At 71.9% G+C, this 23,736-nt stretch carries 30 protein-coding genes; 20 read left to right on the plus strand and 10 right to left on the minus strand.

The genetic code is table 11. From position 1 onward, the window contains the following. Window positions 1–6: 6 nt before the first annotated feature. The 4 genes from ACTJI1_RS14315 to ACTJI1_RS14330 all read left to right on the plus strand — a co-directional run bounded on the left by ACTJI1_RS14315 (window position 7) and on the right by ACTJI1_RS14330 (window position 2,537). Window positions 7–819 carry a TspO/MBR family protein gene (locus ACTJI1_RS14315; RefSeq protein WP_440743154.1) on the plus strand — a complete coding sequence of 271 codons (813 nt, stop codon included), beginning with the start codon at window positions 7–9 and terminating at the stop codon, window positions 817–819. Between the two features lie 30 nt (window positions 820–849). Then, entirely contained in the window at window positions 850–1,773 is a 924-nt protein-coding gene (locus tag ACTJI1_RS14320) for an AEC family transporter (protein WP_440743155.1), read from the plus strand. A 117-nt stretch (window positions 1,774–1,890) separates the two neighbouring features. Then, complete coding sequence (locus ACTJI1_RS14325) at window positions 1,891–2,190, plus strand: hypothetical protein (protein WP_440743156.1); 300 nt, start codon at window positions 1,891–1,893, stop codon at window positions 2,188–2,190. After that, entirely contained in the window at window positions 2,190–2,537 is a 348-nt protein-coding gene (locus tag ACTJI1_RS14330; protein ID WP_440743157.1) for a hypothetical protein, read from the plus strand. Before ACTJI1_RS14325 ends, ACTJI1_RS14330 begins: the two co-directional genes overlap by 1 nt. 21 nt (window positions 2,538–2,558) lie before the next feature. Here ACTJI1_RS14330 and ACTJI1_RS14335 read toward each other — a convergent pair whose 3' ends face one another. After that, the gene (locus ACTJI1_RS14335) at window positions 2,559–3,068 is read right to left on the minus strand and encodes a tetratricopeptide repeat protein (protein ID WP_440743158.1); all 510 of its coding nucleotides are present in this window, start codon (window positions 3,066–3,068) and stop codon (window positions 2,559–2,561) included. A gap of 4 nt (window positions 3,069–3,072) precedes the next feature. Then, complete coding sequence (locus ACTJI1_RS14340) at window positions 3,073–3,627, minus strand: TOPRIM nucleotidyl transferase/hydrolase domain-containing protein (protein ID WP_440743159.1); 555 nt, start codon at window positions 3,625–3,627, stop codon at window positions 3,073–3,075. An 81-nt stretch (window positions 3,628–3,708) separates the two neighbouring features. Between ACTJI1_RS14340 and ACTJI1_RS14345 the strand changes: the two genes are divergently transcribed. Beyond that, window positions 3,709–4,041 (plus strand): hypothetical protein, encoded by a 333-nt coding sequence (locus tag ACTJI1_RS14345; protein ID WP_440743160.1) that lies wholly within the window; start codon window positions 3,709–3,711, stop codon window positions 4,039–4,041. 13 nt (window positions 4,042–4,054) lie between these two features. Here ACTJI1_RS14345 and ACTJI1_RS14350 read toward each other — a convergent pair whose 3' ends face one another. Together ACTJI1_RS14350 and ACTJI1_RS14355 are read right to left on the minus strand one after the other, a co-directional pair. Then, window positions 4,055–4,603 (minus strand): hypothetical protein, encoded by a 549-nt coding sequence (locus tag ACTJI1_RS14350; RefSeq protein ID WP_440743161.1) that lies wholly within the window; start codon window positions 4,601–4,603, stop codon window positions 4,055–4,057. Between the two features lie 9 nt (window positions 4,604–4,612). Then, window positions 4,613–4,885 (minus strand): TetR family transcriptional regulator, encoded by a 273-nt coding sequence (locus ACTJI1_RS14355; RefSeq protein WP_310132332.1) that lies wholly within the window; start codon window positions 4,883–4,885, stop codon window positions 4,613–4,615. 84 nt (window positions 4,886–4,969) lie between these two features. Between ACTJI1_RS14355 and ACTJI1_RS14360 the strand changes: the two genes are divergently transcribed. Together ACTJI1_RS14360 and ACTJI1_RS14365 are read left to right on the plus strand one after the other, a co-directional pair. After that, window positions 4,970–5,899 carry an aldo/keto reductase gene (locus ACTJI1_RS14360; protein ID WP_310132326.1) on the plus strand — a complete coding sequence of 310 codons (930 nt, stop codon included), beginning with the start codon at window positions 4,970–4,972 and terminating at the stop codon, window positions 5,897–5,899. Between the two features lie 76 nt (window positions 5,900–5,975). After that, window positions 5,976–7,175 (plus strand): GAF domain-containing protein, encoded by a 1,200-nt coding sequence (locus ACTJI1_RS14365; protein ID WP_440743162.1) that lies wholly within the window; start codon window positions 5,976–5,978, stop codon window positions 7,173–7,175. A gap of 21 nt (window positions 7,176–7,196) precedes the next feature. On the opposite strand, the gene ACTJI1_RS14370 is transcribed toward ACTJI1_RS14365, so the two are convergent. After that, on the minus strand, window positions 7,197–8,105 hold the full coding sequence (locus tag ACTJI1_RS14370) for a 5'-3' exonuclease (protein ID WP_440743393.1): 909 nt from the start codon (window positions 8,103–8,105) through the stop codon (window positions 7,197–7,199). A 93-nt stretch (window positions 8,106–8,198) separates the two neighbouring features. Between ACTJI1_RS14370 and ACTJI1_RS14375 the strand changes: the two genes are divergently transcribed. From ACTJI1_RS14375 to ACTJI1_RS14390, 4 genes are all read left to right on the plus strand, one after another. Continuing rightward, window positions 8,199–8,648 carry an SRPBCC family protein gene (locus ACTJI1_RS14375; RefSeq protein ID WP_440743163.1) on the plus strand — a complete coding sequence of 150 codons (450 nt, stop codon included), beginning with the start codon at window positions 8,199–8,201 and terminating at the stop codon, window positions 8,646–8,648. Between the two features lie 25 nt (window positions 8,649–8,673). After that, window positions 8,674–9,081: an NUDIX hydrolase gene (locus ACTJI1_RS14380; protein ID WP_440743164.1), complete on the plus strand. Its 408-nt coding sequence runs from the start codon at window positions 8,674–8,676 to the stop codon at window positions 9,079–9,081. Between the two features lie 70 nt (window positions 9,082–9,151). Then, a complete protein-coding gene (locus tag ACTJI1_RS14385) occupies window positions 9,152–10,366 on the plus strand; it encodes an alpha/beta hydrolase family protein (RefSeq protein WP_440743165.1) in 1,215 nt (404 codons plus the stop codon). Window positions 10,367–10,408: 42 nt separating this feature from the next. Then, on the plus strand, window positions 10,409–11,263 hold the full coding sequence (locus ACTJI1_RS14390; protein ID WP_440743166.1) for an SDR family oxidoreductase: 855 nt from the start codon (window positions 10,409–10,411) through the stop codon (window positions 11,261–11,263). A gap of 60 nt (window positions 11,264–11,323) precedes the next feature. Here ACTJI1_RS14390 and ACTJI1_RS14395 read toward each other — a convergent pair whose 3' ends face one another. The 3 genes from ACTJI1_RS14395 to ACTJI1_RS14405 form a co-directional block, all read right to left on the minus strand. Then, complete coding sequence (locus ACTJI1_RS14395; RefSeq protein WP_440743167.1) at window positions 11,324–13,015, minus strand: phospholipase C; 1,692 nt, start codon at window positions 13,013–13,015, stop codon at window positions 11,324–11,326. A 61-nt stretch (window positions 13,016–13,076) separates the two neighbouring features. Beyond that, window positions 13,077–14,312, minus strand: a complete 1,236-nt coding sequence (gene efeB, locus ACTJI1_RS14400; RefSeq protein WP_440743168.1) for an iron uptake transporter deferrochelatase/peroxidase subunit — start codon at window positions 14,310–14,312, stop codon at window positions 13,077–13,079. Continuing rightward, complete coding sequence (locus ACTJI1_RS14405; protein WP_440743169.1) at window positions 14,309–15,502, minus strand: EfeM/EfeO family lipoprotein; 1,194 nt, start codon at window positions 15,500–15,502, stop codon at window positions 14,309–14,311. Before ACTJI1_RS14405 ends, efeB begins: the two co-directional genes overlap by 4 nt. A gap of 254 nt (window positions 15,503–15,756) precedes the next feature. On the opposite strand from ACTJI1_RS14405, the gene ACTJI1_RS14410 reads away from it, so the two are divergent. After that, window positions 15,757–15,978, plus strand: coding sequence for a hypothetical protein (locus ACTJI1_RS14410; protein WP_310132308.1), 222 nt, complete (start codon window positions 15,757–15,759; stop codon window positions 15,976–15,978). Window positions 15,979–16,003: 25 nt separating this feature from the next. On the opposite strand, the gene ACTJI1_RS14415 is transcribed toward ACTJI1_RS14410, so the two are convergent. Continuing rightward, entirely contained in the window at window positions 16,004–16,651 is a 648-nt protein-coding gene (locus ACTJI1_RS14415) for a response regulator (protein ID WP_310132306.1), read from the minus strand. A 19-nt stretch (window positions 16,652–16,670) separates the two neighbouring features. After that, window positions 16,671–17,054, minus strand: a complete 384-nt coding sequence (locus ACTJI1_RS14420; protein WP_440743170.1) for a response regulator — start codon at window positions 17,052–17,054, stop codon at window positions 16,671–16,673. 74 nt (window positions 17,055–17,128) lie between these two features. On the opposite strand from ACTJI1_RS14420, the gene ACTJI1_RS14425 reads away from it, so the two are divergent. The 8 genes from ACTJI1_RS14425 (at window position 17,129) to ACTJI1_RS14460 (ending at window position 23,729) form a co-directional block, all read left to right on the plus strand. Continuing rightward, window positions 17,129–19,750: a PAS domain-containing hybrid sensor histidine kinase/response regulator gene (locus tag ACTJI1_RS14425; RefSeq protein ID WP_440743171.1), complete on the plus strand. Its 2,622-nt coding sequence runs from the start codon at window positions 17,129–17,131 to the stop codon at window positions 19,748–19,750. A 4-nt stretch (window positions 19,751–19,754) separates the two neighbouring features. Then, the gene (locus tag ACTJI1_RS14430) at window positions 19,755–20,108 is read left to right on the plus strand and encodes a hypothetical protein (protein ID WP_440743172.1); all 354 of its coding nucleotides are present in this window, start codon (window positions 19,755–19,757) and stop codon (window positions 20,106–20,108) included. A gap of 170 nt (window positions 20,109–20,278) precedes the next feature. Then, on the plus strand, window positions 20,279–20,581 hold the full coding sequence (locus tag ACTJI1_RS14435) for a hypothetical protein (protein ID WP_310132299.1): 303 nt from the start codon (window positions 20,279–20,281) through the stop codon (window positions 20,579–20,581). A gap of 103 nt (window positions 20,582–20,684) precedes the next feature. Continuing rightward, a complete protein-coding gene (locus ACTJI1_RS14440; protein WP_440743173.1) occupies window positions 20,685–21,149 on the plus strand; it encodes a hypothetical protein in 465 nt (154 codons plus the stop codon). Beyond that, complete coding sequence (locus ACTJI1_RS14445; protein ID WP_310132294.1) at window positions 21,146–22,378, plus strand: NRAMP family divalent metal transporter; 1,233 nt, start codon at window positions 21,146–21,148, stop codon at window positions 22,376–22,378. Before ACTJI1_RS14440 ends, ACTJI1_RS14445 begins: the two co-directional genes overlap by 4 nt. Next, window positions 22,375–22,815: a hypothetical protein gene (locus tag ACTJI1_RS14450; RefSeq protein WP_440743174.1), complete on the plus strand. Its 441-nt coding sequence runs from the start codon at window positions 22,375–22,377 to the stop codon at window positions 22,813–22,815. Before ACTJI1_RS14445 ends, ACTJI1_RS14450 begins: the two co-directional genes overlap by 4 nt. After that, window positions 22,802–23,146 carry a PRC-barrel domain-containing protein gene (locus tag ACTJI1_RS14455; RefSeq protein ID WP_440743175.1) on the plus strand — a complete coding sequence of 115 codons (345 nt, stop codon included), beginning with the start codon at window positions 22,802–22,804 and terminating at the stop codon, window positions 23,144–23,146. Before ACTJI1_RS14450 ends, ACTJI1_RS14455 begins: the two co-directional genes overlap by 14 nt. Before the next feature lie 88 nt (window positions 23,147–23,234). Further along, a complete protein-coding gene (locus ACTJI1_RS14460) occupies window positions 23,235–23,729 on the plus strand; it encodes a DUF4383 domain-containing protein (protein ID WP_440743176.1) in 495 nt (164 codons plus the stop codon). Window positions 23,730–23,736 lie beyond the last annotated feature (7 nt).

Genomic DNA, 23,736 nt, shown 5'->3' on the forward strand with positions numbered 1-23,736 from the left:
CGGGGCATGAGCACGCTCGCCGCCGCGCGGCCCATGCCGGTCGACCGCGTCCGCCAGTCCCTCGTCATCGCCGGCGCCGTGATTGCGCTGGTCGGAGCCGTCGTCGGTTCCGGGTTCGCGGGCGGGACGCCCATCCCCGAGGTGGCCGGCGGAGCCCTCAGCGCGGACGCCACGTTCCTCGCCCCGGCCGGGCCGGCCTTCGCGATCTGGTCGGTGATCTACGCGGGCCTGGTCGCCTACGCGATCTGGCAGGCGCTCCCGTCGCAGGCCGCCCGCGACCGCCAGCGCCGCGCCGGGTTCTGGGTGCTCGGCTCGCTGCTCCTCAACGCCGCCTGGATCCTCTCGGTGCAGGCCGGCCAGCTCGCCCTGTCGGTGGTGGCCATCGTCGCGCTGCTGGTCGTCCTCATCGTCGCGTTCGTCATCCTGCGCCGCCACCCCGCCGAGTCGACGGCCGACGCGGTGCTCTTCGACGGCGTCGTCGGCCTGTACCTGGGCTGGGTGATGATCGCGACCGTGGCGAACATCGCCTCGTGGCTGCAGCAGGCCGGCTTCGACGGGTTCGGCGGCAACCCGCACGGGTGGGCCATCGCGATGCTGGCCCTGTTCGCGGTCATCGGCTGCGCCCTCGCCGTGTGGGACCGCGGACGCTTCGCCCCCGCGATCGCCTCCGCCTGGGGCCTCGCCTGGATCGGCGTCTCGCGTCTCACCGGCACCCTGGTCTCCGCCCCGGTCGCCATCACGGCCTTCGCGGCAGCCGCCCTCCTGCTCCTCGTCGCGCTCGCCGTGCGCGTGGCCCGGCCGGAACCCCGCCGCCGCTAGCCGCACCCTCCCGTCCCGTACGCTGGTCCGATGGGCGGCGTGCTGACCGGGTTCGGGATCATCGCGTTCGTGATCCTGGTCGGATATGTCGCCGGACGATTGCGGATCGGCGGCCCGACCGCCCCGTTCGTGCTCAACCGGATCGCGTTCTTCGTGACGAACCCGGCCCTGCTCTTCGTGACGCTGGCCCGCGCCGACCTGCACGTCGTGTTCTCGGCCCAGCTGCTCGTGGCGGCCGTCGCGGCGGTCGTGTCGGCCGGACTGTTCGTCGCCCTGTCGCGCGCCTTCTTCCGGGCCCCCGCGCCGGAGACGACGATCGGCGCGCTGGGCGCGGGCTACGTCAACGCGAACAACATCGGCCTGCCGGTCGCGGTCTACGTGCTCGGCAGCGCGTCGTTCGTCGCGCCGGTCCTCCTGCTGCAGTTGATCGTGTTCGCCCCGATCGCCCTGACCATCCTCGACACGACCAGCCGCGGAGCGGTCTCGGTGCGGTCCATCCTGACGCAGCCCGTGCGCAACCCGATGATCATCGCCTCGCTGCTCGGCATCCTCGTCGACGTCAGCGGTCTGAAGCTGCCGGATGCGGTGCTCAAGCCGTTCGAGCTGCTGGGCGGCGCCGCGGTGCCCCTCGTCCTCTTGGCGTTCGGGATGTCGCTGGTGGGCGCCCGGCCCCTCCAGGCCGGGGCGGGTCGCGCATCCATCGTCACGGCCGTCGTGCTCAAGTCGGCGGCGATGCCGCTCGTGGCCTTCGCCGTCGCGCGCTTCGGCTTCGGACTGTCGGGCCAGTCGCTCTTCGCGGCGGTCGCCCTCGCCGCTCTGCCGACCGCGCAGAACGTCTACAACTTCGCCGCCCGCTACGAGCGCGGCATGGCGGTCGCCCGCGACGTGGTGCTGCTGACCACGATCTTCGCCGTCCCGTCGCTGCTGGTCATCGCGGCGCTGCTCGCCCCGTGAGGGATGCGCCGTTCTCGTCACGAAACCGGGTCAGGCGAGTCATACCTGGTGAGTGTTATCCACTCGCGAAGCTGGTTTGAAACATGTACACGTTTATGTACTGAAAGGCGGTAATCTATGACAATGGTCCTCTCGCACATCCCGCCGGTGCTTCCGACGAACGAGGCTCGCGTCGCGCTGACGAAGGCGCTGGCGCGCTTCCGGGAGCAGGGGGCCCTTGCCGAGCCGGTCGTGTTCGGTGCACAACGCCGTCCCGAAGGCGTGATGATCCCGTTCGAGCTCTACGAGGAGCTTCTCCCCGTCATCGAAGACCTCGAGATCGCTCACCTCGCTCGCGCGAGGGCAGCCGCCGGAGAATCCATTGCGCTGTCTGAGGTTGCGGCCGCGGTCGGACTCGATCCGGACGACTACCGCTAGTGCAGCGCACCCTGCAACTGAAAGCCCTGCCCGGCTTCCAAGAGGATGTCGATGCGTTACCGGACCTCGCCACGAAGAAGATGGCGCTGAACATGCTCGTGCTCGTCCGGGACGGCGAAGTGAGCGGCGTGCGGCTCGATGCTCGTGTGGCCACCGGCGATCTGAGCGATTGCTACAAGCTCTATTTCGATCCAGAAGGTGTCGGAAAGCCTCGCTATCGACTGGTCTACCGCTACTCACCCGACAGGATCACGGCCGTCGCGATCGAGGCCGTCGCTGTCGGCCGCCGTGCCGACCTGGACGCCTACAGGCGAGCAATGGCGAACCTCGGGCGCGCCAAGGACTGAAAACCCTCTTTAGCGCCGCCGTCAGGCGCGGTCCAGCGACCGCAAGTATTCGGCGTTGCCGCGGATGGCGGCCTCGTAGCGGAGAAGGTCGGGGGTACGGATGCGGTCGGCGGCGACTTCCATCAGCTCCGCGACGGCCGCGTCGCTCCGGCCGGCGGCGTGAAGCGAGAGGGCGTGCCAGACGCGGACCGACTCGGAGTCGGGGAACAGCTCGACGGCGCGATCGAGGGCGGCGAGCGACTCGTCGAACCGGCCGAGGTTGCGCAGCGTGCTGCCGTACTGCAGCAGGCAGCGGCGCAGCGTATCGCCGCCGAGGCCCGCGTCGAGGGCGCGCTCGTAGTATCCGGCAGCCGTCTGCTCCTCGCCGGACGTGTCGAAGGCGCCGCCGACCTCGTAGAGCACGTGCGGGTCGTCCGGATGCTCGGTTAGCACCGCGAGGAGGGCCTGAACCGTCGGGGCCATGTCGTCGCGGTCGCGCGCGGCGAACAGCTCGGCCAGGCGTTCGAGCAGGGCGGGGTCGGTCTGCGGCATCCCCTCAGCCTAGGGCGGCGTCCGCGACGGCGGCCCGTACGACATCGCGCAGCGGCGCAGGCAGCTCCGCCGGCGTCAGCGCCGTGGTGAGCGCCTCCCCGTACTGCTCCTTGCGGCCGGAGGTGGTGCCGAGGAACCGGTGCAGCTGCTGGTCCGCCGTCCGGACGCGCTGCGCGGGCTGCTGCTGGAACGTCCGGAACAGGCCGAGATCGCCCTGCTCACGGAGCGCCTCCTCCGTCCGGGCGTGACCGAGGGCGCCGAGCAGTTCGCCCTCGAGGTCCGGGCGGCAGACGAACACCGCCTCGGAAGGGAGCCCGGCTCGCTCGAAGAAGCGCACCTCGCCCGCGTCGCACAGACCGCGCAGGCGCATCCCGGCGCCACCCGGCCCGAGCTCGGCGACGAAGCGGCGGACCGACATGGCGCCGCCCATCGGCACGACGGAGACGCCGACAGCCTCCAGCTCCACGCCGAGCACGCGCGCCGCGGCCGTGACGGCAGCTCGGTCGCTCGCGCCCTCCACGAGGATCGCCGCGCCGCCTGGAACCGCACCCGAGTTCATGCGCACAGTATCCCCTCGCCCGGGATGCGCGTCTCCGCCAGCCCCTGTCGCGGTCCGCGCCCGGCGCGTACGGTGCACGCCATGAAGATCATCATCTTTGCCGCAGGAGTCGCCGTCGGGTTCGTCATCGGGTCGCGCGCCGGGCGCGGTGCGTACGAGGACATTCGCCGCAAGTGGCGCGGGTTCGCGGAGTCCGACACCGTGCAGCACGTGAAAGGCGATGTGAAGGACTTCGCCGGGCGTGCCGCATCCGACGTCGGGGAGAAGGTCAGCGAGACCGTCAGCAAGGTGACCGACAAGGCGTCGAGCAAGATCGACCAGGTCACCGGCAAGAACGGGTCCAGCAACGGCTCCGCGTCCGCCTCCGACTCGGGCTCGGGCTCGGGCCCGGCGTCGCCGTCGCCCGCCGTCTGACTCGCCGGTCGGGTCACGCACCCTCGGGCGGGTGGGCCAGCAGGTCCACCCGCTCGCCCACGTAGTCCGCGAAGGCCCGAGCCCCGGTGTCACCGGCTGCAGGGCTCCAGCGCACGAGCGCGCGTCCGTCCCGGACGAACAGCGGCCCGTCGCTCGCCGCGAGAGCAGCCGGGTCGAGATCGATCACCGCGGCACCGAAGTTGACGGTCTCGCCGTTGCGGAACCGCCCGCGCTGCGCGGCCGCCCGCAGCGCCCGCCGTTCCTCGGCGGACTGCGACTGGTACTGCGGCCGCCCCGGCGGCGTCGCCCGCACGAGCAGCCCGGTGGCCCGCAGGACGCCCTCGGCGTCGACCAGGAACACGCCCAGCCGCCAGACGCTCCCGATGCGGCGCAGCACCGGCTCCCGACGGATGAACAGCGCGTTCCGCGCCGGCACGTACTCCGCGAGGGCTTCCCGCCGGGCATCGGAGGCGAGCAGGGTGCTCACGGCATCACGCAGCACGGCTCGGATGGCGGCGACGACAGGGTCGTCCGTGGCGCGTCCGTCGGTCCCGTCCTCCACGGGACGAGCCTACGAGGCCGTGCGGATGGAGAACGAGTTGTCGTCGGTGACGAGGAGGAGCTCCACGCCCTTCTCGTGGCGCAGGACGACGAGGGCGGACGAATCCGTCGCCGCGACGCGCTCCACCTGGTTGAGGAAGATGCGCGCCATCTCGTCGGTCACCCGGAAGTCGCGGCCCAGCGCATGCACGATGTACCCCGAGATCGCCGGGGGCCGACGGCGGAGGCCCGTCTCCTGCGCGAAATCGTCAACAGCGACACGGAAGTCGGGCGTCATGGTCATCGGAGTGCTCCTTCTCTAGCATCACCGACAGTAGGCGCGGAATTCCGCGCCGCCAGGGGGTTGACGAGGGGTTAGATGGAAGGCATGAAGACCTTCACCTTCCCCCGGACCGACATCACCGCGTCCAACATCGTCCTCGGCCTCATGCGCATCTCCGACCTCGACGACGAGCAGATCCGTACCCTGGTGCGGACTGCCCGCGACTCCGGGATCACGATGTTCGACCATGCGGACATCTACGGCGGCGAACGTCACGGATGCGAGCGGCGCTTCGGCGAGGCCGGCGCGATCCCTGCCGCGGAGCGCGACCAGGTGGTCATCCAGTCCAAGGTGGGTATCCGCGACGGCTTCTTCGACTTCTCGCGCGAGCACATCCTGCGCTCGGTGGATGAGTCGCTCGAGGCTCTGAGGACCGACTACCTCGACATCCTGCTGCTCCACCGCCCGGACACCCTGGTCGAGCCCGACGAGGTCGCCCTCGCCTTCGACGAGTTGCAGAGCGCGGGCAAGGTGCGCGCGTTCGGCGTCTCCAACCAGACGCCCGGGCAGATCGAGCTGCTGCAGCGCTCCCTGTCGCAGCCGCTGATCGCCAACCAGGTGCAGCTGAGCATCACCCACTCCCCGCTGATCGCGCAGGGCGTCGCGGCCAACATGGCCGCCCTGGACCAGTCGATCGACCGCGACAACGGCATCCTGGACTACGCCCGGCTGCACGACATCGTGCTGCAGGCGTGGTCGCCGTTCCAGAAGGGGTTCTTCGACGGCGTCTTCCTCGGCGACCGGGAGAACTACGCGGAACTCAACGACGCGATCGACGAGCTGGCCGAGAAGTACGACGTGACGCCCACGGCGATCGCGGTCGCGTGGATCACGCGTCACCCCGCCGGGATGCAGGTCGTGCTCGGCACGACCAACGAGCAGCGCGTGCGCGACTCGGCGGCCGGGTCGGAGATCCCGCTCACCCGCCAGGAGTGGTACCGCCTGTTCACGACGGCCGGGCACATCCTGCCGTAACGGAGGGGCATCCGTCAGCGAACGTGGCCCGGCGGGCCGGTTTGGGCGGCCGCGGGGGCCGGGCTACGGTCGGAGGGTGGACGACGACAGGGTGTCGCTCCCTCGGCGGGCGAGGATGCTCGCCTGGCGCGCCCGCGTTGCCGCCGTGCGCAACCGGCTCGTCCGGCCGGTCGGCGAGCGGCAGGCGTTCGCGGCCGGGCGCCGCGCGTTGCGGGTGCTCCTCGTCGGTTCCGGGCCGGTCGTCGGCTGGGGCGTCGGCAGCCACGACCTGGCGCTGCCGGGTGGTCTGGCCCGCGCGCTCGCGGCGGCCACCGATCGCGGAGCCGTCGTGGACGTCGTGCCTCACCCGTCGGCCGGCGTGCGCCGTCTCGGGCGGCTGCTCGACGCGGCCGGGCCGGAGCGGTACGACGCCGTCGTGCTGAGCGCCACCATCCCCGATGCCATCCGCATGGCCGAGCCGGCACGCTGGGAGACGCACCTGCGCGCGCTGCTGACACGGGCGCACACCGCCGAGCGCACGGTGATCTGGCTCGGCGCCCAGCCGATCCGCTCCATCCGCTCGTACGACTCGGCCGCCGGCGCCATCGCGCAGGAGCATGCCGAACGGCTCAACGCGATCGCCCGCCGGGTGTGCCGCGAGACGGGCACGCACTTCGTGCCGCTCGGCGCCCCGCCGCGCGGCGACTCGGGCCGGCATCGCACACCGGCGGACTACCTGTTCTGGGCCCGGCAGATCGTGGACGTGCTCGCGCCGGCACTCCAGGAGCACGCCGTCCGACGCGCGGACCCGGCCGTGGACGCATCCGACCGTGTGGGTGCCATCGAACGGCTGCAGCTGAGCGGGCGCGGCGGCGACGCCCGCCTGGACGAGATCGTGGGCACGGCGAAACGGACGCTCGGCACCGACATCGCCATGTTCACTGTGCTCGACGATCAGAAGGAGTGGCCCCTCGCCTCGACCGGCTCGGTGCTCCAGTCGATCCCGATCGAGCAGTCGGCGTGCATCCACACCATCCAGACCGCCGACGGGATGGTCGTGCCGAACGCCGTCGAGGACGGCCGCTTCGCCGGCAGCAGCCTCGTCACCGGCCCCGCCGGGCTGCGCTACTACGCGGGCTACCCGGTGGAGGCGCCGGACGGCACGCGCATCGGAGCGCTGTGCGTGTTCGGCCGCAGCCCGCGCGAACGCGAGGAGGGCGAGGCGGACTTGGACGTGCTGCGTGAGCTGGCACTGCTGGCGCAGCGGGAGCTGTGGCGGTGGTCGCCGGACTCCTGAGCGCTGCGGCGCGAGGCCCGGTCAGCGCTCCAGCGCGGTGAGGAGGCGGTCCAGCGACCCGCCCAGACCCCACTTCTCCGACAGGGCCGCCAGCGCCGCACGCTGCTCGGCGCTCGGCGGCGCGAGGCGCGCATCCACCTCGGGGAGCGGGAGGTCCCGTACGACCTCGACGACCCGCGGTGCCACGGCGAGGTAGTCGCGCGCCGCGGCGAACCGTGCGCGAGCTGCCGGCTTCATGCCGCTGGAGGAATCCTCCGCCGCGGCGATGATCCCGGCCAGGTCGCCGTAGTCAGCGAGAAGCGCCGCGGCGGTCTTCTCGCCGATCCCGGCCACGCCGGGTAGTCCGTCGGAGGTGTCGCCGCGCATCGCCGCGAAGTCGGCGTACTGGTCGCCGCGCACGCCGTACTTCCGCTCCACGACCTCGCCGGTGACGAGCTCCAAGTTACTCATGCCGCGAGCGGTATAGATGATCCGCACGTCGCGCTCGTCGTCCACCAGCTGGAACAGGTCGCGGTCGCCGGTGACGACATCCACCGGTCCGGACGTGCGCGTCGCGAGCGTGCCGATCACGTCGTCGGCCTCGTGCTCGGCGGCACCCACGATTGCGATCCCCAGCGCGTCGAGCACCTGGCGGATGATCGGCACCTGCCCCACGAGCGCTTCGGGCGTCTCCTCCACATCGACGCCTCCGGGCACGAGCCGGGCGACGCGGTGGGCTTTGTAGCTCGGGATGAGGTCGACGCGCCAGCGCGGGCGCCAGTCGTCGTCCCAGCAGGCGACGAGCGACTCCGGACCGTAGTCGGTGACGAGCTTCGCGATGATGTCGAGGAAGCCCCGCACCGCGTTCACCGGGGAGCCGTCCGGGGCCTTCACTGTGTCGGGCACGCCGTAGAACGCGCGGAAGTAGAGGGAGGCGCTGTCGAGCAGCATCGTTCGGCCGGTCACGCCCCCGATCCTGCCACGCGCGCCCGTCCGCGGGAATGCGCCGTGGCCCTGGGAGGGACAGGCCGCTAGTCTCAGCGCATGACCGAGAACGTCGTCGTGGAGCGGATGGAGCGCATCGCCGCCACCCCGGAGCAGCTGCTCCCGCACATCTCCCGCCTCCCCGAGTGGACGCAGTGGTCGCCCTGGGAGGACCTCGACCCCGACCTGAAGCGCCAGTACGCGGGCGAGCCGGGCGCTGTCGGTTCGTCGTACGCCTGGTCGGGCAACCGCAAGGCCGGCTCGGGCAGCATGCGGATCACCGCGGTGGATCCGGACGGCGTCGGCATCCACCTCGACTTCACGCGTCCCTTCAAGTCGTCGAACGAGCTGCGCTTCGTCCTTCAGCCGGAGGGCGATGCCACCCGGGTGACCTGGCGCATGGAGACCCCGCGCAAGCTGTACACGCGCTTCGTCAACCTCGACAAGCTGGTCGGCGGAGACTTCGAGAAGGGCCTGCGCAAGCTGAAGCAGGTCGCCGAGACGCCGTAGCGGCCGCATCCCGTAGCGTGGTCGGGTGACCTCCGCCGCACCCCTCATCGTCTCCGCCGTCGCCGTCGTGCGCGACCGGAAGGTGCTCATGGTGACGGCGCGAGGCCGCGACGTCTACTACATGCCGGGCGGCAAGGTGGATGCGGGCGAGTCGGCCGCAGAGGCCGCGGCGCGCGAGGCGCGTGAGGAGGTCGCGCTCCAGTTGGACCCGGCCGCGCTCGCCGAGCTCTTCGAGGTGCGCACGCAGGCGCACGGCGAGCCGGAGGGACGCCAGGTGCACATGCGCGTGTTCCGCGCATCCACCGATCAGGAGCCGGTCCCGTCCGGCGAAGTCGGCGCGGTGCACTGGACGACCAGCGCGGACGCCGACCGCTGCCCGCCGGCCGGTGTGGAGGTTCTGCGCCGGCTGGTCGCCCTCGATCTGATCGACTGACGCGTCCGCGTCCGCTGGGCCACCCGCTCGAGGGATGGCGCTGGGCGTGACGGGGCGGCAGGCTGTCGTCATGGCGCGCACCCACGAGTTCACGTTCTCCGGCGACCCCGACTTCGATTTCGAGATCCGCACCACGATCGGGCAGGCCTTCAGCGGTGCGGCGGACATCGGCGAGGTGCTCGCGGCGGTGCAGGGCATCCGCGCCAAGGATCACGAGGGGTGGTTCGCCGCCTGGCGCGGGCTCGGTGACCGCATCGCCGCACAGGCGGACGCCGCTGCAGCCGCAGGGCACACGGTCAGCGCCGCGAGCGCGTACCTGCGGGCGGCTTCGTACTACGCCACCGCCGTCAACGCCGTCGCCTCGCTCCCCTCCGACGAGGACCTGCTGCCGACCTTCCGCTCGCACCGGGCGGCGTGGGACCGCTGGGTCGACCTCGTCGACCTCGACATCGACCGCGTCGACATCCCGTACGACGAAACCACGATGCCCGGTTACTGGTTCCGGTCGGGGCTCGCAGGCGGCGGCCCGCGTCCCGCGCTCGTGGTCGTGAACGGCAGCGACGGCGCGCTCACGGGGCTGTGGTCCTCCGCGGTGTCGGGCGCTCTTCGGCGGGGTTACGACGCCCTCGTCTTCGACGGCCCGGGCCAGCAGTCGCTGCTGTTCGAGCGGGGGATCCCGTTCCGCCCGGACTGGGAGGCGGTCCTGACGCCTGTCCTGGAGTTCGTGCTCGCCCGGGAGGGAGTGGATGCGGAGCGCGTCGCCCTCTATGGCATCAGCCAGGGCGGCAACTGGGTGCCGCGCGCTCTCGCGTTCGAGCACCGCTTCGCGGCCGCCGTCGCCGACCCCGGTGTGGTGGACGTCTCGACCTCGTGGACGGAGCACCTGCCGACGAACATGCGCGCGCTCCTGAAGGACGGCGAGGACGCCAAGTTCGACCGGGACATGGAGCTGGGGATGAAGTTCTCGCCCGACCTCGCGCACACCTGGCGGTTCCGCGCCCGGCCCTACGGCACCGCCGGCTACGCGGAGACGATGCGCGCGGTGCTGCAGTACACGGTCGAGGACGTCGCATCCCGCATCACCACTCCGCTCCTGATCACGGACCCTGAGCACGAGCAGTTCTGGCCCGGCCAGTCCGAGCGGCTGGCCGCACTGACGCCGGGGGTGTCCACGCTCGTCAGCTTCACCGCGGCCGAGGGCGCCGACTTCCACGTGCAGCCGCTGGCCCGCGCCCTCACCGAGCAGCGCATGTTCGACTGGCTCGACGAGCGTCTCGGGCGCTGACCGGCCTTGCCGGGCGTCAGCGGTGGAGGGTTGGATGCTGCCATGAGCGATTCCCTTCCCGCCATCGCCGTCACAGGCGTCACCGGCGCCATCGGGCGGATGACCGCCGATGCCCTGGCCGACGCCGGGGTGCCCTTCCGGATGCTCGCGCGCACGCCGGAGCGGGCGCCGCGTTACCCGGGCAGCGCCGTGGTCGCCGCCTCGTACGGCGACAGTGACGCCGCGAGGTCCGCCCTCGATGGGGTCGAGACGCTGTTCATGGTCTCCGCGGCCGAGAACGCCGAGCGCCTCGCGGAGCATCTCGCCTTCCTCGATGCTGCACAGGATGCCGGGGTGCGGCACATCGTGTACACGTCCTTCTTCGGGGCGGCCCCGAACGCGACCTTCACGCTGGCGCGGGACCACTACGCCACCGAGCAGCGCATCCTGGGCTCCGGGATGCGGCACACGTTCCTGCGCGACAACCTGTACCTCGACTTCGCGCAGGAGCTCGTCGGCGACGACGGCGTCATCCGCGGCCCGGCCGGAGACGGCCGCGCCGCGATGGTGGCGCGCGCCGACGTGGCCCGGGTCGCAGCGGCGGTGCTGCTCGACCCCGATGCCCACGCGGACGTCACCTACGACCTGACCGGTCCCGAGGAGCTGACTCTCGCCGAGGTCGCCGACAAGCTGTCGGCGCACACCGGCCGTGGCATCTCCTTCCACGACGAGACGATCCCGGAGGCGTACGAGTCGCGCGCCAAGTGGGGCGCACCGGACTGGCAGACCGACGCCTGGGTCTCGACCTACACGGCGATCGCGGCCGGCGAGCTCGCGGGCGTGACCGACCACGTCGAGCGGGTCACGGGCCGCCGGCCCCTCTCGCTCGACGAGCTTCTCCGCGACACGCTGCGCTGACCGCCGCGGACGGAAGGGGCGGCCCGCATCGCGGACCGCCCCTCCCTCATGCGTCAGCCGTTACGGCTGCGCCGTCCAGCCGCCGCGGGGCGGGGCCGGCCAGTGCGGGCGGGTCGGCACGATCGAGCTGACCGCTCCGGTCGACGGGTCGAGCAGCACCTCCCGCTGCTGCGGGTGACCCCAGTCGAACAGGCCGCCGAGCGAGCCGGCGCGGGTGTCGAACGACGCGTCGCCGATCCGTCCGGTCAGCCAGTTGCTCTCGATGAAGCGGAGCACGCTGGTCTGCTCCGTCGGGGTGTGGTCGACGCGGTTCTGCGCAGCCCAGGGCGAGATCACCAGCAGCGGCAGGCGCTGGCTGGGGCCGCAGCGGTCGGCGTAGCCGCCGGCCGCCGGCTTCTTCACGGTCGTGCACACCGTCGAGTCGACCGCCGGGTCGTTGGAGCCGTTGGCGATCGTCGGCGCGACGTGGTCGTACCAGCCGTCCGAGTCGTCGTAGGTCACGACGACCGCGGTGCTCGACCAGCTGTCCGACTTCTGCAGGGCGTTGATCTCGTTGACGAGGAACTTCTGCTCGTCGATCGGGTCGGAGTAGCCGGCGTGGCCGTCCTGCGCCTCCGGGGCCTTCAGGAAGGAGACGGCGGGCAGGTTGTCCGCCTTGAGGGCCGCGTCGAACGAGGTCAGGTCGTACTGGTGGTTGGCCTGGTCCGTGTGGCCGATCGCCTTCACCGAGGTGGGGGCCAGGTGGTGCGGGTTCGACGTCGACTTGTAGTACTGGAACGGGGAGTGGTGCGGCGAGTAGTCCTTCGGCGTCGCCCCCGCGATGTTCGCGGTGGTGGCGTCGCACTTGGCGTACGAGCCGGCCTGGCCGTTCCACGCGGTGGTCGGGGTGAAGCCGCCCTGGAACCAGCCCCACGTGACGCCGCGCTGGTTGAGCAGGTCGCCGATGTTGCGGCCGGACATGCCGACGACGGCGGACGACGCGGTGTGGTCGTTGTCGGAGCAGTCGTCGTAGGCCGGGTCGGGGTCGCCGATCACGGTGCCGACGCCCTGGGCGTTCGCCGACTGGACGGCCGTGGAGGTGGTGAGCACCGCTCCGGTCTTCGGGTCGTAGGCGGTTCCGCCGTGGGTCTGACCCGAGATCAGGTTGAGAGCTCCCGGGGTGGACGGTCCGAAGACGGTGTCCCAGTAGTTGTCGCTCATCGCGTAGTTCTGGGCGTAGTTCCACAGGCCGGTGACGGTGTTGCCGTCGTAGTAGTCCATGACGAGGCCCGGTGCACCGTAGGCGCCGGTGCAGGTGTCGGACTCGGTCTTCTGGACGAACTGGTCCATCTTTCCGCCGTCGACCGCTGCCTGCTCCGCCGCGTAGCTGTGGTTCTGGTCGCAGGTCACCGCCTGGGCGGGGGTGAGCCGCTTGGGTGCGTAGAGGTTGGGGTTGTTCGTCAGGGTGCCCGAGGTCGTGAGCGTGTTCGCCTTCGGGGTGTTCGCGGCCGCCTGGAAGGGGGTGCCGTCGGTGTTCGCCGCGTTCGGGTAGGTGCCGAAGTAGTGGTCGAACGAGATGTTCTCGTCGAAGATGACGACGAGGTGCTTGATCGGGGTGATGGTCTGGTCGGAGTGGTCGCCGTGCTGGCCACCGGGGTTGGCGGATGCCGGAGCGCCCGCCAGGATGCCCGCGCCCGCGAGGGCGGCTGCGCCGGCGAGAGCGACGCCCGCGAGGGCGACGGGGGAGCGGCGCAGACGTGAGGGTCTGAACACGATTCCTTCTTCCTTCTCTTTCACTGTCCCCGGCACGGTCGTGGCGGGGGCCTCCGGGTGGTCAGGCGAGCATGCTGCGCCCGAGCCAGTCGGAGGAGTCGCGGGCTCCGGGGAGCGCGAAGTAGTACCCGCCGCCGAACGGCTGGATGTAGTCGGTGAGCGGCTCGCCGGCCAGGCGCTTCTGCACGGTGACGAACTGCCGGTCCAGGTCCTGGTTGAAGGCGACGAAGATGAGGCCCATGTCGAGGTTGCCGTTCACATCCAGGCCGCCGTCGTAGTTGTAGGCGCGGCGCAGCATCCGCTGGGCGTCGGTGTCCCGCGTGCGGGGGTTCGCGAGGCGGATGTGCGCGTCCAGCTGGATGACGTCGCCGGTCGGATCGTTCTCGAAGTGCGGGTCGTCGAACTCGGCGGACGCGGTCAGCGGCGCACCGGTGTCCCGCCGCCGCCCGATCATGTTCTCCTGCTCGTGCAGGTTCACGCGGTCCCAGAACTCGACGAGCATCCGGATCACGCGCACGACGTGGTAGCTCCCGCCGGCGACCCACCCGGGCTCGTCGCCTCCCGCCTTAGCCCAGACCAGACGCGCCATCTCGGCGGCGTCGCCGGTGTCGGGGTTGCTGGTGCCGTCCTTGAAGCCCATCAGGTTGCGCGGGGTGCCGCTCGGCCGGGGCGGGGAGACGAAGCCGTCCTGCCGCCAGCGCACCTGCATCCCACCGCGCGTGGCGCGGGCGATCTCGCGGACCGCGTGGGTGACCGCGTCGCGGTCCGCCGCGCACACTTGCAGCAGCAGGTCGCCGTCGCAGACCTCCCGGCGCAGGGCGTCGTCGGGGAACTCGTCCATCGTCCGCAGCCGGGCCGGCTTCGCCGAGGCGAGGCCGAAGCGATCGTCGAAGAGGGAGGCGCCCACCGAGGCCGTGACCGTCAGCGAATCGGGCACCACGGTGGGTCCGAGCACGCCGGAGTCGCGCGGCGGCGCGGTGAGTCCCGGATCCGGCGGCGTGCCGCCCGTCGTCAGGAAGCGGGCGCGCTCGGTGATCGTCTTCAGCAGGTCGGCGAGCTCCGCCCTCGAGCCCGCGGTCACGTCGAGGGCGACGAATGTCGAGGCTCTCTGTGCCGGGGTCAGGATGCCCTGCTGGTGCGCACCGTGGAACGGGAGGGCGGTGGGATGCGCGGTGAGGGCGTGGGCGCCGGCACGATTGGCCGCAGCGGCGGCGCCCGCACCGGCCATCCCGACACCCGTCGCGGCCGCCGCGCTCGCCGCACCCGCGAGGAACCCCCGACGTCCGATCCCGTTCATGAGTCCCTCCTCGGGTCGCAGATGGCCGCCACCGGGGCCAGCAGCTCGGCGGCGCGGTCGAGCGCCGCATCCAGGCGCTCCCGCGCCGTGCGGTCGAGAGTGCTGAGCGCGGTCCAGGTGCCGTCGGGCGACCGGTACGCCTCCACGAGCGTCTGCGCCTGCGCCAGCGCCTGCTCGGTGTCGGCCAGCCGGTCGTAGCGCGGGGCGAGAACCGCGTGGAGCGGTGCGAGGGCGGCGGAGGCGCCGGTGAGCTCGGCGTCGACGGTGGCGAGCGCGGTGCCCGAGCCGGCGTCCGTGGCACCAGTCAGCGCATCCTGGATGGCGTCCTCGACGATCTCGTGCGCGCGCAGTGCCACCTCGCCCGGGTCGAGCTGCGCGTCGGCGAAAGCGGACGGCAGCCGGTCGACCAGCGCGAGGAGCTGGGCGGCGGAGGACGCGACGGTCGCGGCGGGCGCGCCCGACCAGAGCTGCGACTCGACCAGGTGGAAGCCGGTCAGCCCGCGGCGGGGCAGTCCGTCGAGCTCGTCGCCCAGGTCGCCGAAGGCGCCGTAGGCGGCGCCGAGCGTCTCATACGTGGTGTGGGCGGTGGTCCAGTCGCGGCGTGCGGCCGCTAAGTCGCCCTCCTCGGCGTCGGCGGAGACCGCGGCGACCTGGCGGCGCAGCACCGGTATCCGTGCCGAGACCCACGCGGCGTACGTCTTCGCGACGGATATCAGGTCGTTGCGCGTGACCGGCACGATGCCGGGGGTGAGGTGCGATCCGGCGGGCGGCGAGCCCACCGCGACGGTGGGGCCGCGCGCGGGGTCGGCGTCGGCGGGCAGGCAGACGAAGCGGTAGCGCCCCGAGCCCAGCGTGACCCGGACGGTGGCGTGCGCCCCGGCGCCGAGGCTCTCCAGGTCCAGATAGACGCGCTTGCTGTCGACCGACTGCAGGTAGACCTCGATTCCGCCGACCGTGGTGTTGGTGACGGTGAAGGTCTGGTCGCCGCCGCCGGCCTTCGCAGCCGGGCCGGTACCTCCCGGCTGGCCCCAGCCGCGACCGCAGTCGTCGAGACCTGCGCTGATCTCGAACGCGGACCCCGCCGACGGCGACGCGGCCACCGGCCGCAGCACGATGGCGAGCACCGAGGCGACCACCACGAGCGCGGCGAGTGCCGCGAAGAACGCGGTCAGCCGGGCGCGGGTCGACATCGGCGGAAGGCCTCCAGGGGGTGGTGGAGCGCGGGCGACGGCCCGGCGTGAGCGATCCTAGAAGCGGCCGGACGGCGGCGGATCGGGCTTCACCCGGTGTTCATTCGACCGTCACCGGTTCGCCCCCCGACGGGGGACAGTGCCTGTCCGGTACGGCGGATGCCGGCGTCCTGCGCCCGTTCGCGCCGCGAACAGGGGACTCAGGGAATCAGGGTGATCGGGCGCATGATGGTGTGAACGGAAGGGGGCCGCCGATGCGCGAGGCGCGCTGCCCGCAGTGCCGGGGTGTCGCGCGGCTGGTGCGCAATCCGTACTACGGCGCGGGACTCGCTGTGCACAGCGACCTGCTGGTGTGCCAGGCCTGCGGCTTCTCCGGTTTCGCGGACAACGCCGACGACGGCGATGCGACGGTGCGCGCCGCCATGCCCGACGGGGTGTGGCAGCGGATGCTCCGCTTCCTCTCCGGCGGGGGCTGACGCCTTCCCCACCCAAGGCCAGGGCTCAGCGGATGCGCACCCGCCCCTGCTGCCACATCCGTGCGGCCGTCACGCGCGGGTTCGCCTGCTCGTCCGCATCCACCCCGAGTGCTGCGTACAGGCGCGCGAGCATGGTCTCGACCGCGCGGACGCTGGTTCCGCGCTCGGCGGCGATCCGCCGCGTGGAGGCGCCGGAGGCGACCAGCCGCAGCACCTCGGCCTGCGCCCGCGTCACGGTGCGCACATCCCCGGCCGGCTCGGCGGTGCGGTGCTCCTCTCCGACGATCGCCGCGTCGACGGCAGCCACGAGCACATCCACATCCTTCACCTGTGACTTCACCAGGTACACGACAGAGGGCGGGAGGGCGTCGTCGCCCACGGCGAGCTCCGGCGACAGGTGGCTCGTGAGCACGACCAGTCCCACCCACGGCAGGTCGCGGTGCACGCGCCACAGCAGCTCGGCGCCGGTGTCGCCGCCACCGAAGTCGAGGTCGGTGACGATTGCGTTCGGCTCGACCGCCACGATGGTCTCCCACGCCTCCTCCGCGGTGGTCGCCTGCGCGGCCTCGATGCCGGTCGAACGGAGGGCGGACGCCACCATGGACGCGGTGAAGACATCGTCGTCGGCCACCACGGCGCGGAGGGTGCGCGTGCGTGCGGAGGTGTCGGTCATCGTTCTGGCTCCTGCCCCTTTATGTCACCGTCCCAGAGGTGGACGCCACGAGCCCCTCGACCGCTTCGAGCAGCGCCGGGAGGGTGAACGGCTTGGTCAGATAGCCGATCCCGGTCGCGGCCAGCTCCACGGGTCGGGTGAGGGAGCCGCTCATCACCAGTATCGGGCGGGCGCTGCCGTCCGCCCGGCGACCGAGAAGGTCGAGGCATTCGCTGAGCGAACATCCCGGGATGATGGCGTCGAGCAGCACCGCGTCCGGATCCGCGCCGTCCAGGGCGGTGCGCGGGTCGGCCGAGCCGGTCACGCGGTACCCGTGCGCGCCCAGCGCCGCCTCGACGGTGAAGCGGATCAGCGGGTCGTCGTCGACGACGAGGATGCTCGGCTCCGCCCGGTCGGTGTCCATGCCGGTCAGTGTAGGCCGCCCGCCCGGCCTACAATCCCCTGCATGCACCACCCGACACGGCGACCGGCCGCGTGATGACCACGCCCTCCGAAGCGTTGCGCCTCCACGGGCTCGACGCGCTGTTCCACGGCCACCCCGACGGCGTTTGCGTCGTCGACACGGCGGGGACGTTCGTCGACTCCAACAGCGCGCTCGTCGAGCTCACCGGGTATCCGGCGGACCAGCTGATCGGGATGCCGTTCTCCCGCCTCCTGCACCCGGACTCCGTTGACCCGACGCTCGCCTACTTCCACCAGGCGGTCGCCGGCGAGAACCGGCGCTACGTGACCCGCATCGTCACGCCGGACGGGACGGTGCGGCTCCTCGACGTCACGCTCATCCCGCTGCGCGGAGACGACGGCGAAGTGGCGGCGGTGCTCGCGATCGCCCGCGACATCGGCGATGTCGAACGGGCCGCGGCAGCAGCGGCGGGCAACGAGGCGCTGGTGCGGATGGCCGCGCGCATCGCCGGGTTCGCCGGCTGGTTCATCGACGTCGAGTCCGGACGCATCGAGTGGAGCGACGAGCTGTTCCGGCTGCTCGGGATGCAGCAGGGCCGCGTCCCGGTCGATGCGGAGGCGCTCGAGCTGTTCGAGACGGAGGACCACCGTTCGGTGTGGACAGCGTTCGAGCGCACGATCATCCACGGCGATCCCCTCGACCTGCACGCCACCGTCCGGCACGCGTCGGGACGGCGGATGCACGTCCACCTCGTCGGGGAGGCCGAACGCGACGAGACCGGCCGCATCGTCCGCGTGCACGGAGCCTTCCACGACGTGACGACCTTCGTGCGGCACCGCGAGGAGCAGCGCGCGATGGCCCGGCTGCTGCGCGACTCGCTCGACCAGGTGCACGACGCCATCGGGTTCGTCGACCGCGGGTGGCGGTTCACCTTCGCCAACTCGTGGGCGCTGCAGCTCGCCGGGATCGACGAGGCGAACCTCCGCGACCGCACGCTCTGGGAGATGCTCCCGACGGCGCAGGGGAGTCCGTTCGAGTCCATCTACCGCGACGCGATGGATCGCGGCGTGGCGGGAAGCGCCCGCGCCTTCGCCGCGGACTGGGGCTGCTGGTTCGAGGTGGACGCGCATCCCACCGAGGAGGGCATCGCGATCATCGTCCGCGACGTGACCGAAGACCAGCGCGCGCGGGAGAAGCTGGACGAGTACACCCGGCAGGTGGAGGCCCAGGCGGCACTGCTGGATGCGGCACGCGACGCGATCATCGTGCGCGACCTCGAAGGGGTGGTCCGCTACTGGAACGGCGGCGCGGAGACGATCTACGGAATCCCCGCGTCGCAGGCTGTGGGGAGGTCGATCCGCGACCTGCTCTACGACGACCCGGCGCAGTTCGACGCGGCGGACGCCGCCCTGCGGCGCGACGGCTACTGGGTGGGCGAGCTGCGGCAGAACCGGGCTGACGGCTCCGTGCTCGTCGCGGACTGCCGCTGGCAGCTGTCGCGGGGCGCGGACGGTCAGGTGACCGTGTTCGCGGTGAACTCCGACATCACGCAGCACCGGCGCGAGCAGGAGCAGCGCATCCGCACCCAGCGGCTGGAGAGCCTGGGGACGCTGGCGGGCGGCATCGCGCACGACCTCAACAACGTGCTCACGCCCATCCTGATGTCGGTGCAGCTGCTGCGCCAGGACGAGGACGATCCGCGCCGTCGCGACATGCTCGACGCCCTCGACGCGGCGGCCCAGCGCGGCGCGGCCATGATCCGGCAGGTGCTGTCGTTCGCCCGCGGCTCGCAGGGCAGGCGCGCGCCGGTGGATGTGGTGGCGCTGCTCCGCGAGCTCGCCCGCTTCTGCCGCGAGACGCTGCCCGCGTCCATCGACCTGCGGGTCGAGGCGCCGGACCGCCTCCCGAGCGTCTCGGGCGACGACACCGAACTGTTCCAGGTGCTCGTCAACCTGGTGACCAACGCGCGCGACGCGATGCCCGACGGCGGGACGCTCTTCGTACGCGCGGGCGAGTGCGACGGAAGTGTGCGGCTCGAGGTGAGCGACTCCGGGCACGGCATGGACGACGCCACTGCCGGGCGCATCCTGGAGCCGTTCTTCACCACCAAGGAGACCGGGACGGGCCTCGGCCTGCCCACGTCGGCGGCGATCGTGAAGGCGCACGGCGGCGACCTGGAGGTGCGGACGACGCCCGGCGAGGGCACCACGATCGGCTTCACCCTCCCGGCCGACGGGCCGACCCTCGGGGCTGCGGGTGGATGGCCGCGGCGCGAGCCCGCGCCGGACCCGGCCGCCGGACGCGGCCGACGTGTGCTCGTGGTGGACGACGAGGCCGCGATCGGCGAGCTCGTGCGGCAGACGCTGGACCAGCGCGGCTTCGTCACCGAGGTGGCACAGGGCGCGGAGGCGCTGGAGCTGCTCGAGCAGGGCCGCAGCTACGACGCGGTGCTCACCGACGTGATGATGCCCGGGGTGCAGGGCGACGCGATCGCCCGGCGTCTCGCGGCCGATCACCCGCAGACGGCCGTCGTCCTGATGAGCGGGATGCTGCCCGGGCCCGGCGCGCGCGCCGCGGTCGAGCGCGACGGCGCGCACTTCCTGGCGAAGCCGTTCACGCCCGCCGCGCTCCTCGCGACACTGGATGCCGCCCTCGCCGGCCGCGCGTCGACGGCGGCGACCGCCGCCGAGTGGTGAGCCGATGTCGCCACTCGACCCGGATTCCCGCAACGACTCACCGCTCGATCGCCTCGGGGGCGTGATGAGGGATGCGGTGGATGAGCTGGGGGCGGATGCGGCGGAGGACGCGATGGGGCGGGAGCGGGTCGCGTCGCGGCTCGCGGAGGCGGCGGAAGCAGCGCAGCGCGCGCTCGGGGAGCGGGCGCGCGATCCGCGCATCCATCGGATCGTGGGCGCGGCAGCCTCGTCGGCGATGGCCCTGTCGCTCGCCGGCGCCGCGGTCCCGACGGGCGATGTCGTGGCCCGGCTGCAGGAGGGTCTGCGCGAACTGGCGGCGGGATCCTGGCCACCCGAAGACCAGGATCCCGCCGATTAGTGTCGCGCCGGCGCCACCGTGGACCGGGGGGAACGGGGTGGCGCCAGGCACGCGACGAGACGATCTTTCCGGCCGCCTCGACGTGCGGCAAGAGCCGCCGGACGGTCGTGTGCGCTTGACGAACACAGAAAGTTGCTGACGAGAGCGCTCTCCTGTGAGAGGCTTCAGACATGAAGGACTCTCATGAGGCTGGAGCCGAGCCGGCGTCCGTCCACGGGCCCGGCCGGGCTCCGGCTGGGATGCCCCTCACGATCCGGCTGGGCGAGCGGGAGTACGCCGCCCTCGTCCGGATCGCCCGCGCGCGGGACACCACCGCCGCGTCACTCGTCGAACTCCTCGTCCAGCACGCCCTCGGCAAGGCCGAGGTCCCGCCGCCCGCGGAGTCGCACCCGGCGCGCCGCCACACCACCTACGAAGAGGCCACGGCGGGTTTCCGCCGCGACGACGAGCCCACTCCCACGCCGCACGCCTGACCCGGCCTGATCCGCCGCGCCGAGGGGGGCTCGAACCCGCCGGCCGTGGCGCTTGCACCACCGCCACTGTCACCCCACTCCCAGCGGGCGTACAGTCACGGTCGTGATTCACGGACTCCCGCCCGCCCGCGGCGCCGCCCTCCTGCTCGCCGGCGCCGTCGCCGGAGCAGCCCTGACGGGGTGCTCCGCGGACGACACCGCGCGCAGCAGCCTGTCCCAGTCCGCCGGCACCGCCGCCGCGACCGCCCGCTCCGCCGGCCTCGTGCTCGGCCTCGATCAGGACGACCGTCTGCTCGGCACGGTGCTCGACACCGGCCTGACCGACTCCGCGGACACGCTCGCCCAGGAGGCGCAGACGGTCAGCACGCTGACCGCGCTCGGGGGGATCGGCCGCACCCGCGACGAGGTGCTGTCCGACATCCGCTCGGCCCAGGATGCGGTGGCCGTCGCCCAGCGCGCGGTCGCCGCGGGGAGCGGAACCGGCGCCGTCCTGGACCGGCAGCGGCGGCAGCTCGACCGGCTGGCGAAGCAGCTCGACGCGACGTCCAAGCGGCTGGAGCGCGGATGAAGGCGATCTTCGCGGTCGCCCTCGGCGTCCTGACCGCCATCGGTGGTTTCGTCGACATCGGAGACCTGGTCACCAACAGCGTCGTCGGGTCGCGCTTCGGGATGACGCTCACCTGGGTGGTCCTCGTCGGGGTCGTCGGGATCTGCCTCTTCGCCCAGATGTCCGGACGGGTGGCCGCGGTGAGCGGCCGGGCGACGTTCGAGATCATCCGTGAGCGGCTCGGAGCCCGCGTCGCCCTCGCCAACCTGTCCGCGTCGTTCCTGATCAACCTGCTGACCCTGGCCGCGGAGATCGGAGGTATCGCGCTGGCGCTGCAGCTCGCGTCCAGCATCGAGCCCATTCTGTGGTTCCCTGTCGCCGCCATCGCGGTCTGGATCGTCGTGTGGCGCGTGAAGTTCTCCATCATGGAGAACGTGACCGGGCTGCTCGGTCTGTCTCTCGTCGTGTTCGCCGTCGCACTGTTCCTGCTCCATCCGGACTGGTCGGCCCTCGGGTCCCAGGTGCTGCTCCAGCCGTCGCCGCACACCGACGAGTCGCCGGCGACCTACTGGTACTACGCGATCGCCCTGTTCGGCGCGGCGATGACGCCCTACGAAGTGTTCTTCTTCTCGTCCGGAGCGATCGAGGAGAAGTGGAAGAAGAAGGACCTCGCTCAGTCCCGCCTGAACGTGCTGGTCGGCTTCCCGCTCGGTGGCATGCTCTCTCTCGCCATCGCGGCCTGCGCGACCGTCGTGCTTCTCCCCAAGGGCATCCAGGTGGAGTCGCTGTTCCAGACGGCGCTGCCGGTCGCGCAGGCACTCGGCAAGATCGGCCTCATCATCGTCATCCTCGGTTTCGTCGCCGCGACCTTCGGCGCGGCCCTCGAGGTCACCCTGTCGAGCGGTTACACGCTGGGCCAGTTCTTCGGCTGGCCGTGGGGCAAGTTCCGGCGTCCGGCATCGGCGTCGCGGTTCCACGCCGTGATGATCCTGTCGCTGGTGGTGGCGCTCGGCATCCTCTTCACGGGGGTGGACCCGGTGCAGGTGACGGAGTTCTCGGTGGTGTTCTCGGCGATCGCCCTGCCGTTGACCTACCTGCCGATCCTGATCGTGGCCAACGACCCCAAGTACATGGGGGATGAGGTGAACGGCCGGGTCACCAACTTCTTCGGCCTGATCTACCTCGGGCTCATCCTGGTGGCGTCGATCGCCGCCATCCCGTTGATGATCGTGACAGGAGCGGGCGCATGACCACGCGGAAGCAGAAGCGCGCGGGACGGCGCGCGGCGCGGGACCGGAAGCTGGCCACGCCCCCGAAGGTCGCCGGCCGCATCCTCGACGCCGGTCTCGACCTGCTCGACCGGCAGATCCTCGACCCGCGCGCGGTGCCGGTCAGCACAGTGGACGACCTGGAGCTGACGACACCCGACGACCTGGCGCACCTCCAGGCTGGAGAACCGCCGGTCGTGGAGGCGCTGCTCACCGGCCCCGTCCTGATGACCCGCGTCTTCGGCGGGCGCCTGCCGGACTCGCGCTTCATCCGCATCCCCTGGAAGGTCGTCGCCGACCCGGGGATCGTCGTGAGCCTCGGTGTCGCCGCGGACTCGCTCGACGCGAGCTGGACCGAACGGTGGATGCGCGACCACGTGATCGCCCGCATCCCGGGAGGCCGCCATGATCCTGAGTGACCTGCTCGGCAGCCCGGTGCTGTCCGCCGAGGGCGAGTGGCTCGGCGAGGTGGTGGACGCGCGCCTGGTGCTCGACGGACCCCCGGACGGCCTGCTCGCCGCCGCGCGCCTGCACGGCCTCGTGGTGAGCCCGCACGCGCACAGCTCGTTCGCCGGCTACGAGCGGACCGGGGTGGATGCGCCCGCGCTGATCGCGCGCTACCTGCGCTGGCGCGCCCGCGGCTCGTTCCTCGTGCTCTGGGAGGACCTGACCTCCTTCACCGACGATGTCATCCGGCTGCGGGCCGGAGCGACGCTCTACTCGCCCCGGATGGAGGACTCGGAGGTGTGAGCTTCGGCGTGGCGGTGACGTCGGCTTGTCAAGGCCTCGCCGTCCCGCACCGCCGGTGGTTGCGTCCGTTATGGAAAGGAGTCCCGCCATGACCACCGCACATCCCTCCGACCAGGGTTTCGCCGACCGCGACGACCGTCGCTACGCGGGCACCGCGGTCCAGAAGGCCGCGCTGATCTCCGGCATCGTCTTCCTCGTCGTGGGCCTCGCCGGGTTCATCCCGGGCCTGACCACGAACTACGGCGACATGTCGTTCGCCGGCCACGGCTCGATGGCGATGCTGCTCGGCATCTTCCAGGTGTCCGTGCTCCACAACATCGTGCACCTGCTGTACGGCGTCGCCGGTCTCGCGTTCGCGACCTCCCGGTTCGGGTCCCGCAACTACCTCGTCGTCGGTGGGATCGTCTACGCCGTGATCTGGCTGTACGGCCTGTTCTTCAGCGGGGACCACCCGGCCAACTTCGTGCCCGTCAACTCGGCGGACAACTGGCTGCACCTCGTCCTGGCCGTCGGCATGATCGCGCTGGGCGTCTTCCTGAGCCCGCGCGGCGCCGGCGTCAACCGGCCCGCCACGCGGGTCTGAGGCGCGG

The organism is Leifsonia sp. 22587, assembly GCF_052044215.1.
Lineage (GTDB): Bacteria > Actinomycetota > Actinomycetes > Actinomycetales > Microbacteriaceae > Leifsonia > Leifsonia shinshuensis_C.

Bases quoted from the DNA above. Each gene is read 5' to 3' on its own strand.
- ACTJI1_RS14315 (WP_440743154.1), top strand. From the start codon at position 7: ATGAGCACGCTCGCCGCCGCGCGGCCCATGCCGGTCGACCGCGTCCGC.
- ACTJI1_RS14320 (WP_440743155.1), top strand. From the start codon at position 850: ATGGGCGGCGTGCTGACCGGGTTCGGGATCATCGCGTTCGTGATCCTG.
- ACTJI1_RS14325 (WP_440743156.1), top strand. From the start codon at position 1,891: ATGACAATGGTCCTCTCGCACATCCCGCCGGTGCTTCCGACGAACGAG.
- ACTJI1_RS14335 (WP_440743158.1), bottom strand. From the start codon at position 3,068: ATGCCGCAGACCGACCCCGCCCTGCTCGAACGCCTGGCCGAGCTGTTC.
- ACTJI1_RS14340 (WP_440743159.1), bottom strand. From the start codon at position 3,627: ATGAACTCGGGTGCGGTTCCAGGCGGCGCGGCGATCCTCGTGGAGGGC.
- ACTJI1_RS14345 (WP_440743160.1), top strand. From the start codon at position 3,709: ATGAAGATCATCATCTTTGCCGCAGGAGTCGCCGTCGGGTTCGTCATC.
- ACTJI1_RS14355 (WP_310132332.1), bottom strand. From the start codon at position 4,885: ATGACCATGACGCCCGACTTCCGTGTCGCTGTTGACGATTTCGCGCAG.
- ACTJI1_RS14360 (WP_310132326.1), top strand. From the start codon at position 4,970: ATGAAGACCTTCACCTTCCCCCGGACCGACATCACCGCGTCCAACATC.
- ACTJI1_RS14370 (WP_440743393.1), bottom strand. From the start codon at position 8,105: ATGCTGCTCGACAGCGCCTCCCTCTACTTCCGCGCGTTCTACGGCGTG.
- ACTJI1_RS14375 (WP_440743163.1), top strand. From the start codon at position 8,199: ATGACCGAGAACGTCGTCGTGGAGCGGATGGAGCGCATCGCCGCCACC.
- ACTJI1_RS14385 (WP_440743165.1), top strand. From the start codon at position 9,152: ATGGCGCGCACCCACGAGTTCACGTTCTCCGGCGACCCCGACTTCGAT.
- ACTJI1_RS14390 (WP_440743166.1), top strand. From the start codon at position 10,409: ATGAGCGATTCCCTTCCCGCCATCGCCGTCACAGGCGTCACCGGCGCC.
- efeB (WP_440743168.1), bottom strand. From the start codon at position 14,312: ATGAACGGGATCGGACGTCGGGGGTTCCTCGCGGGTGCGGCGAGCGCG.
- ACTJI1_RS14405 (WP_440743169.1), bottom strand. From the start codon at position 15,502: ATGTCGACCCGCGCCCGGCTGACCGCGTTCTTCGCGGCACTCGCCGCG.
- ACTJI1_RS14410 (WP_310132308.1), top strand. From the start codon at position 15,757: ATGCGCGAGGCGCGCTGCCCGCAGTGCCGGGGTGTCGCGCGGCTGGTG.
- ACTJI1_RS14415 (WP_310132306.1), bottom strand. From the start codon at position 16,651: ATGACCGACACCTCCGCACGCACGCGCACCCTCCGCGCCGTGGTGGCC.
- ACTJI1_RS14420 (WP_440743170.1), bottom strand. From the start codon at position 17,054: ATGGACACCGACCGGGCGGAGCCGAGCATCCTCGTCGTCGACGACGAC.
- ACTJI1_RS14425 (WP_440743171.1), top strand. From the start codon at position 17,129: ATGACCACGCCCTCCGAAGCGTTGCGCCTCCACGGGCTCGACGCGCTG.
- ACTJI1_RS14430 (WP_440743172.1), top strand. From the start codon at position 19,755: ATGTCGCCACTCGACCCGGATTCCCGCAACGACTCACCGCTCGATCGC.
- ACTJI1_RS14435 (WP_310132299.1), top strand. From the start codon at position 20,279: ATGAAGGACTCTCATGAGGCTGGAGCCGAGCCGGCGTCCGTCCACGGG.
- ACTJI1_RS14445 (WP_310132294.1), top strand. From the start codon at position 21,146: ATGAAGGCGATCTTCGCGGTCGCCCTCGGCGTCCTGACCGCCATCGGT.
- ACTJI1_RS14450 (WP_440743174.1), top strand. From the start codon at position 22,375: ATGACCACGCGGAAGCAGAAGCGCGCGGGACGGCGCGCGGCGCGGGAC.
- ACTJI1_RS14455 (WP_440743175.1), top strand. From the start codon at position 22,802: ATGATCCTGAGTGACCTGCTCGGCAGCCCGGTGCTGTCCGCCGAGGGC.
- ACTJI1_RS14460 (WP_440743176.1), top strand. From the start codon at position 23,235: ATGACCACCGCACATCCCTCCGACCAGGGTTTCGCCGACCGCGACGAC.